15 protein-coding genes and 1 riboswitch are annotated in these 13,149 nt (G+C 42.3%); of the genes, 5 read left to right on the top strand and 10 right to left on the bottom strand.

Translation table 11 applies throughout. The features are described 5' to 3' along the window. Positions 1 to 77: 77 nt before the first annotated feature. The 6 genes from JOD17_RS05545 to groES all read right to left on the bottom strand — a co-directional run bounded on the left by JOD17_RS05545 (position 78) and on the right by groES (position 5,154). On the bottom strand, positions 78 to 437 hold the full coding sequence (locus JOD17_RS05545) for a hypothetical protein (protein WP_204696113.1): 360 nt from the start codon (positions 435 to 437) through the stop codon (positions 78 to 80). Between the two features lie 70 nt (positions 438 to 507). After that, positions 508 to 663 carry a hypothetical protein gene (locus tag JOD17_RS05540; protein WP_169966713.1) on the bottom strand — a complete coding sequence of 52 codons (156 nt, stop codon included), beginning with the start codon at positions 661 to 663 and terminating at the stop codon, positions 508 to 510. Between the two features lie 144 nt (positions 664 to 807). Continuing rightward, a complete protein-coding gene (locus JOD17_RS05535; RefSeq protein WP_204696112.1) occupies positions 808 to 2,304 on the bottom strand; it encodes an LVIVD repeat-containing protein in 1,497 nt (498 codons plus the stop codon). 156 nt (positions 2,305 to 2,460) lie between these two features. Beyond that, positions 2,461 to 3,066 carry a poly-gamma-glutamate hydrolase family protein gene (locus JOD17_RS05530; RefSeq protein WP_204696111.1) on the bottom strand — a complete coding sequence of 202 codons (606 nt, stop codon included), beginning with the start codon at positions 3,064 to 3,066 and terminating at the stop codon, positions 2,461 to 2,463. 114 nt (positions 3,067 to 3,180) lie between these two features. Beyond that, the gene (gene groL / locus JOD17_RS05525) at positions 3,181 to 4,812 is read right to left on the bottom strand and encodes a chaperonin GroEL (RefSeq protein WP_042360912.1); all 1,632 of its coding nucleotides are present in this window, start codon (positions 4,810 to 4,812) and stop codon (positions 3,181 to 3,183) included. Positions 4,813 to 4,869: 57 nt separating this feature from the next. After that, on the bottom strand, positions 4,870 to 5,154 hold the full coding sequence (gene groES, locus JOD17_RS05520) for a co-chaperone GroES (protein ID WP_042360911.1): 285 nt from the start codon (positions 5,152 to 5,154) through the stop codon (positions 4,870 to 4,872). Positions 5,155 to 5,421: 267 nt separating this feature from the next. Here groES and JOD17_RS05515 point away from each other — a divergent pair, with 267 nt between their 5' ends. Together JOD17_RS05515 and JOD17_RS05510 are read left to right on the top strand one after the other, a co-directional pair. Next, positions 5,422 to 6,159: a CPBP family intramembrane glutamic endopeptidase gene (locus tag JOD17_RS05515; RefSeq protein WP_042420781.1), complete on the top strand. Its 738-nt coding sequence runs from the start codon at positions 5,422 to 5,424 to the stop codon at positions 6,157 to 6,159. Then, positions 6,156 to 6,350, top strand: a complete 195-nt coding sequence (locus tag JOD17_RS05510) for a DUF4305 domain-containing protein (protein ID WP_042360910.1) — start codon at positions 6,156 to 6,158, stop codon at positions 6,348 to 6,350. Before JOD17_RS05515 ends, JOD17_RS05510 begins: the two co-directional genes overlap by 4 nt. Positions 6,351 to 6,499: 149 nt before the next feature. Here JOD17_RS05510 and tatC read toward each other — a convergent pair whose 3' ends face one another. From tatC to JOD17_RS05495, 3 genes are read right to left on the bottom strand one after another with little or no spacing between them, the layout of a single operon-like run. Then, positions 6,500 to 7,267 (bottom strand): twin-arginine translocase subunit TatC, encoded by a 768-nt coding sequence (gene tatC, locus JOD17_RS05505; RefSeq protein ID WP_204696110.1) that lies wholly within the window; start codon positions 7,265 to 7,267, stop codon positions 6,500 to 6,502. A gap of 36 nt (positions 7,268 to 7,303) precedes the next feature. Then, the gene (locus tag JOD17_RS05500) at positions 7,304 to 7,468 is read right to left on the bottom strand and encodes a twin-arginine translocase TatA/TatE family subunit (RefSeq protein ID WP_081831901.1); all 165 of its coding nucleotides are present in this window, start codon (positions 7,466 to 7,468) and stop codon (positions 7,304 to 7,306) included. An 18-nt stretch (positions 7,469 to 7,486) separates the two neighbouring features. Continuing rightward, entirely contained in the window at positions 7,487 to 8,122 is a 636-nt protein-coding gene (locus JOD17_RS05495) for a redox-sensing transcriptional repressor Rex (protein WP_204696710.1), read from the bottom strand. Positions 8,123 to 8,267: 145 nt separating this feature from the next. Here JOD17_RS05495 and JOD17_RS05490 point away from each other — a divergent pair, with 145 nt between their 5' ends. Next, on the top strand, positions 8,268 to 10,208 hold the full coding sequence (locus tag JOD17_RS05490; protein ID WP_204696108.1) for an ABC-F family ATP-binding cassette domain-containing protein: 1,941 nt from the start codon (positions 8,268 to 8,270) through the stop codon (positions 10,206 to 10,208). Between the two features lie 6 nt (positions 10,209 to 10,214). After that, positions 10,215 to 10,314, top strand: a riboswitch (purine riboswitch). An 81-nt stretch (positions 10,315 to 10,395) separates the two neighbouring features. Next, positions 10,396 to 11,556: an MFS transporter gene (locus tag JOD17_RS05485; protein ID WP_204696107.1), complete on the top strand. Its 1,161-nt coding sequence runs from the start codon at positions 10,396 to 10,398 to the stop codon at positions 11,554 to 11,556. A gap of 82 nt (positions 11,557 to 11,638) precedes the next feature. On the opposite strand, the gene JOD17_RS05480 is transcribed toward JOD17_RS05485, so the two are convergent. Continuing rightward, positions 11,639 to 12,661: a serine hydrolase domain-containing protein gene (locus tag JOD17_RS05480; protein WP_204696105.1), complete on the bottom strand. Its 1,023-nt coding sequence runs from the start codon at positions 12,659 to 12,661 to the stop codon at positions 11,639 to 11,641. Between the two features lie 155 nt (positions 12,662 to 12,816). On the opposite strand from JOD17_RS05480, the gene JOD17_RS05475 reads away from it, so the two are divergent. Beyond that, the gene (locus JOD17_RS05475) at positions 12,817 to 13,011 is read left to right on the top strand and encodes an alpha/beta-type small acid-soluble spore protein (RefSeq protein WP_042360907.1); all 195 of its coding nucleotides are present in this window, start codon (positions 12,817 to 12,819) and stop codon (positions 13,009 to 13,011) included. Positions 13,012 to 13,149: the final 138 nt, after the last annotated feature.

Raw genomic sequence — 13,149 nt, 5'->3', positions numbered from 1 at the left:
CATAAACGGAGTTGGTCTTACTTTATTACTTGATGCCAAAGTAAAAACTCACAAACGTTAAGATCGTCTGCGAGTTTTTACTTTGGCGTCAAGCAGATCGCTTCTGATTGATGATGAGTCAGTTCAACTTCACCATTCGAAATCTCAAACGTTAGCGTATCAATGACGTGAGAAATAGGCTGTTCATTTGTATTAGACAGAAGCTTAATCGTAATTTCAGCATCTTCTTCATGCCACTTAACATCAACAACATCAGCGTCTTCAGTCCGATACTCTTTTTCTTCTTCAACCATAACGTGAGCAATTTCATCTGATAAAAGAGAGATAATCAATTGATGAATCGGTTCATCACCTTGAAATTCGTGGTGATCGGGGAACTCAATGAGTGGTTGTGAAAGTAAAATAACCAGTGATGCAACCATTCCGATAGCCCTCACAAAAGCACCTCCTTTTTTTGTAAGCTACCCTAATTTGTATCATCTTACTTAAGACAATTGCTGGCAATATCTACAGGCCATTCGACCAAAACTTCTTCTGTACTTGGTTGTACCTTTGATTTAATTCTTCTATACGCTTTTCATTTTCATACATTTTTTGTAAATCTTCTTGCGAATGGACTCGCTTTTGGATCAACAATGTCCAAAGAAATATGTGTATTCTCATCAGTATCCACTCCTATACTTTAAAGATACACAATCCGCAAAAACTAAACGTCAGCTCCTAGGTTGAATTGCTTTCAGACATTGGTCGTAGTAAAACAAAAAGTAAGCCTTAGTCCTTTTGACTAAGGCTTACTTTACAATTCATTTATCGCGAGAACGTAAGTGCACTAAATATCATCGGTTGAATACCAGTTAGACTCGTCGTCATACGATCTCGTGGCGTCGTATACGTTGGTGGTCCTCCAGGAGCTGTCCCCCAGTTCACATCAAGTACTTTCAAACCGCTCCCCATGTCTGAACCGAGAATATAATCACCATAAATGAAGACACCCCACACGTTTGCTGCACTCGGTACGTAAGACGCTACTTCTCTAGGTTTATGAGGATTGGAAATATCAACGAGACGAATGCCATCGCTATAGTGAGATAAATAAAGTTTATCTCCTTCTACTTTTGGATCATGCACGGTATACGTTCCTCGTTCACGTTCACCTTCTTTAATTTGTTCCATCGAATTATCTGAGCGAATATCACTAATTAACTCTGGATTACTCTTATCTGAAATATCATAAATGCGCGTATATCCCCATCCCCGTTCGAATTCTGGGTCATCTGGATCTGGCTCGAATACCTCTCTCGTCTCAATGAGAATTGTATCGTCGTGGGCAAGTGCGGCACTATGTGCAGCCCCTTGAACATCACGCTCAAACGTCGTATGACCAACAACTTCTGGTTGATCTGGATTTCGAATATCCATAATAATCGTGCCTAAATCCCAATAAGAAATGTAGGCATATTCACCTTTTTTGTCCGTGATTACACTGTGAGCAAAGGCAGTACGCTCTGCACCGTCTTCATCTGTATAATTCATCCCATCGAAATCTTCTGCTTCTACCAATTCACGAGGATCCCAATTGTATAAGTGCTCTGGATTTGCTGGGTCACTTACATCAACAACAGTAAAATCATGATAGTCACCTTCTGTGTAATAATCCGCATAGATGTTTGCTAAAAGTAGAATTGCCCGGTCTTCCTGAGTTGTTAAATACAATTCATGAGTCCCGGTCAACACGTCGACAGGCAATTCATAGTAACCCAGTTGCATCGGTCGTTCTGGGTTTGTTACATCATAAATGGCTGTACCTGATTGTTCCGTTTCATCTTGGTTATACTTCTGCAAACTAACCACTGCCAAATCACCCGTGAAGTGTGGCGTATCCACAGATTTCACAATCACCTTTTCCTGCCAAGTTCCAGGAATATCATTAGCGAAAACTGCCACTTCTTCAGGGTTATGTGGGTCACTCATATCAAAAACACGAACACCTTCATTTGACCTTGCACCACGATGTGTTCCTAAGTAGGCATGATCTTTGTGGGCATACACGTCTGCTGTCGTAACACTAACGCCGTCGATCTCCTCTAGTTCAACTGCCGCAATTTCTGTTACCTCTGTAAACTGACCACTATGCATCACAATTTCTGCTTCACCTGATGTGTGTTCAGGACCTGGTTCAACGGGTTTAACAATTCCTTGGCCATGTTCTTCAGGACCTAAGTTACACGCTTGTGCAATTGGAGCCCCAAAGGCAAGTGCTGCTGCAACACCAACAATCGTCGTATTTTTGACAAATCGATACAAAGAATCACTCCTTTTTTATTTAATCATGTTAATTTTACAAAATATTATGTTTAATTTTAATAGTATGATTATATGAACTTTGGTCTTAGTGAATCTTACGTCTCACTTATCGTATAGACCATTGTTACAGAGATCAGCAATATTGCTTTCGTCTTATTACTGATCTTTGATGGCTTTTTGAATGGCAGCTACGTATCGAAGAAAACGAGGAGTGATTGAACGTCCTCTCCCTCTTAATGTAAAGTCTGTGAAAAATGACCGACGCTCCCCCAAACTGACTTCCAGTTGTACACCTTGCCCTTGTTGATTTCGATTCACAATGTTTAACGGTGACGTGCCTTTAAGGCGATCCCGTGCCCATTTAACAGAAAATCCTTGGTGTTTAAGTTCAGATGCAATTTTTTTTGCTAGTGCAGTATCTTTTCCCCCAACCCAAGTCACTCGTTCATTCCCTTCTAATCCATGAAAAGCGACCGTTATCGTAGAACGCTTCACTACGTTCACAGCAATTGGTTCATCAAAATTTGTCGAAGTAAGATGCAACGTTTCATTGTTTTTACGCTTCAAACCTTCAAATACGTAATAGCCCCCACCAGTTACATTGGCTGTGTACATCGCAAGTTCACTCGTACCTGGTTCAATTCCTCCCCCGTGTGGAGCAATAAACATCGTGGGTCTAGCAATATATTGAATGCGATAGTTTCCTTTTTCATTTTGGCTTAGTTGTTTGTAATTTTGATAGAGATCCAGATTGTTCACCACCTATATTAAAAACCCCCTCACGCGGTGTGAGGAGGTCTGGAATGTGACATATAAAAGTAGATCGCACAAGGCTTGTGGGCAAGCAAACCGTTGCTAGATCAGGGTGTGCAGGAATTACATCATTCCTGGCATTCCACCCATTCCGCCCATATCAGGCATACCAGCGCCGCCATCTTCGTCTGGAAGATCAGCAACGACTGCTTCAGTTGTTAGGAATAATGCAGATACAGAAGCTGCATTTTGTAGTGCTGAACGCGTAACTTTTGTTGGGTCAACAATTCCTGCTTCGAACATGTTTACCCACTCATCAGTTGCTGCGTTGTAACCAACACCAATTTCTTCGCCTTTAAGGCGCTCAACGATTACGGATCCTTCAAGACCTGCGTTATGAGCGATTTGACGAACTGGTGCTTGTAGTGCGTGAAGAACGATGTTCACACCTGTTGCTTCATCACCTGTTGCTTCAACTGCTTTTACTGAGTTGTAAACGTTAACGAACGCTGTTCCACCACCAGAAACCATACCTTCTTCAACCGCTGCACGTGTTGAGTTCAAGGCATCTTCAATGCGGAGTTTACGCTCTTTCATTTCAGTTTCAGAAGCAGCACCAACTTTAAGAACTGCTACACCACCTGAAAGCTTCGCAAGACGCTCTTGAAGTTTCTCACGATCAAATTCAGATGTTGTTTCTTCAACTTGTGATTTGATTTGGTTTACACGGCCAGTAATTTGGTCTGGTTGTCCAGCACCTTCAACCACTGTCGTGTTGTCTTTTGTAACGACGATCTTCGATGCGCGACCGAGTTGATCAATCGTTGCAGACTTAAGATCATGTCCAAGATCTTCTGTAAGAACCGTACCACCAGTAAGGATTGCAATGTCTTCAAGCATTGCTTTACGGCGGTCACCAAAGCCAGGAGCTTTAACAGCAACAGCGTTGAATGTTCCACGAAGTTTGTTCAACACGAGTGTTGCAAGTGCTTCACCTTCAACATCTTCAGCGATGATGAGGATCGGACGATTTTGTTGAACAACTTGCTCAAGAACTGGAAGGACTTCTTGGATGTTTGAGATCTTCTTATCAGTAATAAGAACGTAAGGGTTCTCAAGTTCCGCTTCCATTTTCTCGTTGTCTGTTACCATGTAAGGAGATGCGTATCCACGATCGAATTGCATACCTTCAACGACTTCAAGTTCAGTTGTAAATCCTTTAGATTCTTCAACTGTGATAACGCCGTCGTTACCAACGCGGCTCATTGCTTCAGCAATGAATTCGCCGACTTCTTCGTCGTTTGCTGATACAGAAGCAACTTGCTTAATGGAATCGCGACCTTCAATCTCGCGAGAGATCTTTTGAAGTTCTTCAACAGCTACTGCTGTTGCTTTCTCAATTCCACGACGAACGCCCATCGGATTTGCACCAGACGTTACGTTTTTAAGTCCTTCTTGAATCATCGCTTGTGCAAGAACTGTCGCTGTCGTAGTACCGTCACCAGCGATATCGTTTGTCTTGCTTGCAACTTCAGAAACGAGTTGAGCACCCATGTTCTCAAAGTTGTCTTCAAGTTCGATTTCTTTTGCGATCGTTACACCGTCATTTGTAATGAGTGGCGAACCGAATTTCTTCTCAAGAACGACGTTACGACCTTTAGGTCCTAGCGTTACTTTTACCGTGTTAGCAAGCTTGTCAACACCGCTTAGCATTGCGCGACGTGCATCTTCACTATAACGAATATCTTTAGCCATAATAGCAACCTCCTAAGAATTAAAATGAGTAGGTGTTACACCTACGATAATCTGTATTTAGCCAATAATGGCAAGAATATCACTTTCACGTAAGATCAAGTATTCACTGTCTCCGTGCTTCACTTCAGTACCTGCGTATTTAGAAAAGATAATAGAGTCGCCTGCGCTTACTTCTGGCGCTACTTTCTCACCATTTTCAGTTACTCGGCCAGTACCGACAGCAACTACTTTACCTTCTTGCGGCTTTTCCTTTGCAGAATCCGGAAGAACGATTCCGCTCGCTGTTTGTTCTTCTTGCTCAATTAGTTCAATAACAATACGATCACCTAATGGTTTTAACAAGGAAAACAACCTCCTTTGGGTTATGTGGTAAGTAACTTGTTCTGACAACAGCTACTATCATTACGTTATTAGCACTCACATTAGCCGAGTGCTAATTCCAGTTTCTATGATAAAAGTTTCGCCTAAATTTTGCAAGCCCCTTAATGATTATTTTTTATGATTTTTGGAATCGGACAACATCTTCTTCACCATGCTACAATATGATTGATAGAAGTTCATGAACTTTCACATACTGATCTAAAGAATGACATCAAAGGGGTTTTGACCTTGAGCTACACCTTACGATATTGGTTAATCGGTGTGACATTTTTAGTTGCACAGTTTGGTAGTGTTGGCTTCGCGATTATTTTTGCCTTAATGGGGATGGAACCAGGCGAATCATTCGTGTATTCGATCGTTCTCGCATTCGCTCTAGGGGCCATTGTTATGCTGTTCTTAATCCGCAATGCCAATCCACTTATGCGCGCAGATCGTCCGCGTTCCGGTGTAGGCGTTACAATCGGATTGATCTTTCTCGGTGTTCTCCTCGCCATTGTCGGTCAACAAGTCGCGTTCCTTATTCAGTCGGCGTTATTCGGCGTCCCTGCCGGATCAGAAAACACAGCCATGTTATTAGACATGATGAATTCATTCCCGATTATGCTACTTGCGGTCGTCGTCTTCGGACCGATTATGGAAGAAATTCTCTTCCGACAAGTTATCTTCGGTAAGCTGTACAAGCATATGAACTTTTTCTTTGCAGCTGCGCTTAGTTCACTAGCATTTTCTGTCGTCCATATGGAATTCTCGAACATCCTCGTCTACGCAGGTGCTGGTTTTGCATTTGCATACGTGTACGTAAAGTCCAACCGCATTATCGTTCCGATTATTGCACACTGCTTAATGAACGCCTGGGCAGCTGTTCCGATTCTCTTAGAATACCTCGGATATGACGTCCTTGACATGATGGAGCAAATGGAGCAGACGACACAACTCATTACAGGCTGGCTAGGATTGTTCCTATGAGAGTTTCGCCAGCAATCTTAAGCTTCCTTTATTTTTTCGCAGCAAATTTGTTTGTCTTGTTCGCCATTTTACACGTACAAGTGGAAGGTTGGGATTTCATCGCGTTCATGTTCATTGCGATCGCTGCAGTGGATTACATGCTCACGTGGCATCACGTCAAACGAATGCGTTCCAAGACTTCATCGCACTAATAAAAGCCCCCGCACAAAAGACGTGTTCTTTTGTGCGGGGGTTTTTGTCTAGGTGATGTGATCGAGCAACACGTAGTTATGAATTTTGGCGACGATCGTTCCCTCCTAAATCCAAAAAAACCCCAAGGCGTCAACTGACGCTTCGGGGGTTACTCTGTATAATTGTCTGCCATTTCTCGTTGTGCTTCTGCCTCTTCCTTCAAACGTTTGCGATAGACAGCTCGTGAGATGACTAAGCTCAGTTCGTAGAGAAGAAGTAATGGTACAGTGACCATGATGTGCGAAACGAGTTCTGGCGGCGTAATAAAGGCTGCAATGACGAGCAAACCAAAGTACGCGTACTTTCGGATTTTATGGAGAAACATCGGTGTGATCAGTCCGAGTCTCGTTAAGAACATAATTAGAACAGGAAGTTGGAACAAAAACCCGAATGGGATCGTTAATCGGAATAAAAATGAGAAATATTCCTTAATCCCGTACTGCTCTGTAATATTCAACGTTTCCCCAATATTCGCTAGAAACTCTAACAAATAAGGAACAAGAATATAATAAGCAAATGCAATTCCACCGAGGAACAAAATAATCGCAAATGGAATATACGATAACGTAACTTTCCGTTCCTTCTCACCGAGTCCCGGGGCGATAAAGGCCCACGTTTGGTAAAGAATGACTGGAACGATAATAATGAGACCGATGACAAATGCGAAGTTAATATACACTTGTAACGGGTCAGTTAGTTGAAATGCGTTCATCGGGAAATCTTGTGCTTGTGGAATGTTTTGTAAGTATTCGATGACGGTCGGAGCCATTAAGAATCCACCGATCATACCGATCACTAAAAAGATCGCGGTAGTAATCACGCGTTTTCTTAATTCTTCAAAATGGGCGAGAAAAGGCATGTCTCGTTGGTTCTTCATCTACACCCGTCCTTCTTTATGTGAAAAGCGTTTGCTTTACTTTTCGTTGTTATTCTTCTCATTTAAGATGTTTTGTGTTGCTTTCTTAAATTCTCGAACTGCACTTCCTGTTGCCCGGCCGACTTCTGGTAGCTTATTCGGTCCAAAGACGAGGAATGCGGCGATGAGAATGACGATAATACTTCCAAATCCAATATTCATGGTGACTTCACTCCTTATTTACGAAAGTGGATAATGCTTAAGGAAATATACGAGTGATTGTAACTCGATTGACAAATCAATATGATGAACACGAATGTGTTCTGGCACACTAAGGCGTGTTGGAGTAAAGTTCAATATCCCTTGGATCCCAGTTTGTGCTAGTCGGTCTGCTACGACTTGAGCAGTCGTTGACGGAACTGTAATAATTGCTGCACGAACACGGTCATCAATCTCACGTTCTAGCTCATCCATATGATCGATCTTCACACCGCCAATACTCTGTCCAACGAGCTGACGGTCTACATCAAAGGCACGCACAATTTGCGTGCTATTATTTTTTGCAAAATTGTAATTGAGTAATGCTTTGCCTAAATTCCCGACCCCAATTAATATAACATGAGTTGTCTCATCTTGATCGAGTGTTTTGCGAAAAAATGACAACAAATATTGAACATCGTAGCCATATCCTTTACGACCGAGTGCTCCAAAATAGGAAAAATCACGTCGAATCGTTGCAGAATCAATTTTCACGGCCTCACTTAGCTCAGTTGAGGACACTCGAAGCTTTCCAGCTGCATGCAAATTCTCGAGGTATCGAAAATAAAGTGGCAAGCGTTTCGCAGTAGCTTGTGGTATTTTCTGTTGATCGTCCATAGGCATGCCCTTTCCTTTCATACTCTCATGCTTCATTATAGCACGATTCAAAAGGGACCGCTTCCATTGGTATCATTCAGGCTTGACCAGACTAGGAATGTCTTATACCTTTAACTTAGCAACTTCTGTCTAAGGAATGAGACAATTGATTCTATTACAATGTGATCGCGTGACCAAATCCTTTGGTGTGGACACCATCCTACAAGATATAAAGTTAGAAATCAAAAGTGGAGAACGTGTCGCACTCGTTGGAAGAAATGGTAGCGGAAAAACAACTCTATTAAAGATTATTACGGGTGAACTTTCCTATGATCACGGAGACGTGATCATTCCAAAAGCAGTCTCACTCGGCTTTCTCGCACAAGATACAGGGATGAACTCTTCAAAAAGCATTTGGGACGAAATGCTTTCGGTGTTTGAAGGGACCATTCAGCTTGAGAAAGAGCTGCGTTCTCTTGAAGAACAAATCGCTGATCCTGCAGTCTATTCAGACCAGACCAAATACGACGACATTATGAAACTTTATGATGCGAAACAAGAAGAATTTCAATCTTCAGGTGGCTTTCGCTATGAAGCTGATATTCGTAGTATTTTAGCAGGTCTTAACTTTGATTCTTTTAGCTATGATGAGCCGATTCAAAGTCTTAGTGGTGGTCAGAAAACGAGACTCGCACTTGCGAAATTACTTCTCACTAAGCCTGATTTGCTCATTCTTGATGAGCCGACCAACCACTTGGATATTAAGACGCTGACGTGGCTTGAGAACTTCTTAAATGGTTATGACGGAGCTGTACTCGTTGTATCCCATGACCGTTACTTTCTCGATCGTATCGTGACGAAAGTTTACGAAGTCGTGCATACGAAAGCAAACGTGTACCACGGGAACTATACAGATTTTCTCATAGAACGCGATAAACAAGCGGATCTTCAACAAAAAGCCTATGAAAAGCAACAAGGTGAAATTGAAAAACTGGAGACATTCGTTCAAAAGAACCTCGCTCGAGCATCAACGACGAAACGTGCACAAAGTCGACGGCGTAAACTAGAAACGATGGACCGTATTCACGCACCTCAATCTGATCAAAAAAGTGCAACGATCGCCTTTTCGATTAAGGAGAAGAGCGGAAACGATGTCATTCGTGCGAAAGATCTTTCTTTCTCATACGGTGATAAGCCAATTCTTAACCAACTGCAACTCGCTGTCAGTCGTGGTGAGAGTGTCGCGTTTATCGGTCCAAACGGAACAGGAAAATCAACACTACTCAAACTGTTGGGTGGTCGCTTTCTACCGACTGAAGGCGAGATTATGCTCGGCAGTAAAGTAACCGTCGGGTATTATGACCAAGAACAGTCCGACCTGAACTCTAAGAAAACCGTTTTACAAGAGTTGTGGGATGAATACCCTCATGTCTATGAACGGGATATCCGTACGGTGCTCGGGCGTTTTCTTTTTACAGGTGATGAGGTATTAAAGCCTGTAAAAAGCTTAAGTGGTGGTGAAAAAGCTCGACTCGTTCTTTCCAAGCTCATGATGAAAGAAGCGAACTTACTGCTGTTCGATGAGCCAACAAACCATCTTGATTTAGATAGTAAAGAAGTTCTTGAGGAAGCCTTGCTTGATTATCCTGGAACGATGATCTTCGTCTCGCACGACCGTTATTTCTTAAACCGACTCTCAACACGCACACTCGAATTTCAAGACGGTCAGCTCGATGAATACCTTGGCAATTACGATTATTATATTGAGAAAAAGACGGAAGAAGAAGAACGAGTACGTCTATTAGAACTAGAACAAGAAGAACATACACCTACAACGACCGAAAGTAATTCTTCTCAAATCGCCAAACAAGACTTTATTCAAGGAAAAGAAGACAAAAAAGAAGCACGTAAGCGCCAGCGTCGCATTGATGCCCTTGAAGCGGAAGTTGAAACACTCGAAGAGCAGAATGAAGCGTTGCAAGCACAATTGCTACAACCTGATGTTTATGAAGACTACGCAAAAGCGACTGACGTTCAAAGCGAGCTCGAACGTAATGAGAAAATGATCGAGCAACTTCTAGATGAATGGCAAGAGTTGCAGACCTAATCGTTTCATGCTACAATTCATCACTGTTGTATAACCTCAATAATATGGTTTGAGGGTCTCTACCAGGAACCGATAATTCCTGATTACAAAAATGTTACGCATTTCATTTTTGTAATCAGGATTTTTTTATGCCCAAAATCCGTTTACAAAATGACAGGCGAATTTCTTTTGTAAAGGATGGATCTAGATGAATTGGAGAGTTTACATTCTCGCCGCTGCTGCATTTTCTGTCGGTCTCGTCGAACTGATCGTTGGTGGTATTTTACCTGTCATCGCTGACGACCTTGGGATTACAATTGCATCAGCAGGTCAACTCATTACTGTTTTCGCACTCGTTTATGCGATTAGCGCACCTGTGCTCATCTCAATGACCGCGAAAGTGGAGCGTAAGAAACTGTATTTATGGGCGCTTGTCATTTTCACGCTTGGAAATATTATGACATTCTTTAGTACTTCATTTGCGCTCGTCATGATCGCTCGAGTGATCACAGCGATGAGTACAGCACTCGTTGTTGTCTTATCACTGACGATTACAGCTAAAATTGTCAAACCTGAACACCGCGCCAAAGCGATTGGGCTTGTCTTTATGGGTATTAGCTCATCCCTTGTCCTCGGTGTACCTGTCGGAATCTTTCTGACTGAAGCATTCGGGTGGAGAACGGTCTTCCTCGGAATTGCATTGTTATCGTTTTTATCTTTTCTTCTTATTAGTTTATTACTTGAGAAGATGCCAGTGGAGAAGGTGGTTCCTTTACGTGACCAAGTAAAATCACTCGCATCTGTAAAGATTAGTACGGCACATTTAGTGACGCTCTTTATGCTAGCTGGTCACTATGTCGTTTACGCGTACTTTACACCGTTTTTAGAAGAAGCCTTCGGTCTAGAACCTTTATGGGTCAGTGTGGCGTACTTTATAATCGGTGTTGCATCCATTGGCGGGAACGCATTTGGAGGAATTATGAGCGATAAGTTAGGCTCTAAACGTTCCATTTTAACCGTCGTTTCTGCGTTTGCGATCGTGTTATTGTTACTCCCTGCACTAACTGGGTATCTTGTCGTCTTCTTACTCTTTGCAGCACTTTGGGGAGGACTAAGCTGGGCGTTAACACCAGCAATGCAAAACTACCTCATCCAATCTGCACCTGAGACATCTGATATTCAACAGAGTTTAAATACGTCTGCGCTTCAACTTGGAATTGCAATGGGTTCTTTTATCGGTGGTCTCGTGTTAACATTCACCGGTTCAATCTATACGCTACCGATGTTTGGCGCTATGCTCGTTCTCGTTGCGTTAGCGTTTGCCTTTATTTCACTCAGACAACCGTCGACTGAAGTAGCTAGCCAATAACGGAATATAAAAGGAAGCGACCGCTTTAGGTCGCTTCCTTTTTATTGAGAAAAACCAGCGCGTATTGTTGGGAAACTGCTAGCTACCTCTTCCCAATCGCATCCTCAATGGCTTCCATAATCTCATACGCCCCTTCCGACTGATTCGAACAGACAACAACTACAGTCTCATTTTCTGGGTAATATGCTGTATGAAAACTCACACCTGGGTCGTACCCCATTAAATGATAGCGAACGATTTCCTTCTCACCTTGATGAATCCACACGCCATATCCGTAATCGTCTTCGTCACCTTGTACATGAATCTTGAGTAACTTCTCAGTCATTGATTTACTTAACAATTCCTCTTGCATTACTTTGAACCAAATTTTCGCTACATCATCAACAGTGACATAAGCCCCTCCATCTGCGCCTCCTTTAACTGGAACAGAATAGATGTTTGTTTTATAGCCCCCATCAGGCAAATCAATGTATCCACTAGCTGTCGATGGCGGCAAACGATCGAGCTCAAAGTAACCCGAATTGTTCATGCCTACCTTAGCGAAAATTTCCTCTTGGACAAATTCAGCAAACGGTTTTTTACTAATCTGCTCAATCAGCCACCCAAGAAGAATATAACCAGCATTGTTATAGTGAAACCGCTCCCCGACAGGGTGTTTCATTGGCTGGTCAATAAAGAGAGGTAAAAAGCTCTCGATGGTCCTTAACCGATACATCGGGTTTGTCACCCATAATTCCTCAAAATCATCCATCTCATCTTCATCAAAATAATCAGCAATACCTGATGTATGTGTTAATAGATGATGCACGGTAATGTCATCACTTACATGGGGTACATCTTTGTCTAAGTATTTTTTGATCTTCGTCTCAAACGTTAACTCCCCCCGCTCAACGAGCATACAAATCGCAATTGCTGTGAACCATTTACATCCCGATGCAATCCCATACTTCGTTTCTCGATGATTGGGGATGCATTCAGCACGGTTTGCATACCCGTGATCAGCGTAAAAGAGTGTTTTTTCATGTTGCTGAACTAGAATAGATCCAGAGAAGTTCGTATCCTGTTTCAACGCATTTACCGTCTGAAAATCATGATGAGTCACCATTGCTTCCTCCTTCTTAAAGATCGTTACAGTTACAATTCTTTAGCGAAAGAAGAATTCCTTTTCTTAACCTTCATAAAGTCGAGTTGATCTTACCATAAATTGGTGCGGTGATTTTTGCTATTTCACCACACACTACGACCATGGAGGTGATACATATGGCAAACAACAACCAACTCGTTGCTCAAGGTGCTCAACAAGCCATTGACCAAATGAAAGCGGAAATCGCATCTGAATTCAACGTTCAACTTGGACCAGACACAACTTCTCGTTCTAACGGTTCAGTTGGAGGAGAAATCACAAAACGTCTCGTTCAAATGGCTGAACAGCAATTAGGCGGACGCAGCTACTAATACATCTATACGTAAAAAACACAAACGGTACAAACCCGTTTGTCAGGCTGTTGAGAAAGTCATTTCTCAACAGCTTTTTCTTATTTATAGACGCCGAATCATAACCACGCTTTGTTATAATAGAGAAAAGAACGGAAA

The sequence above is a fragment of the Geomicrobium sediminis genome, from assembly GCF_016908595.1.
Classification (GTDB): Bacteria; Bacillota; Bacilli; order Bacillales; family Marinococcaceae; genus Geomicrobium_A; species Geomicrobium_A sediminis.
The sequence above is the reverse complement of the archived record's forward strand: the minus strand, read 5'-3'. Positions and strand labels throughout refer to the sequence as shown.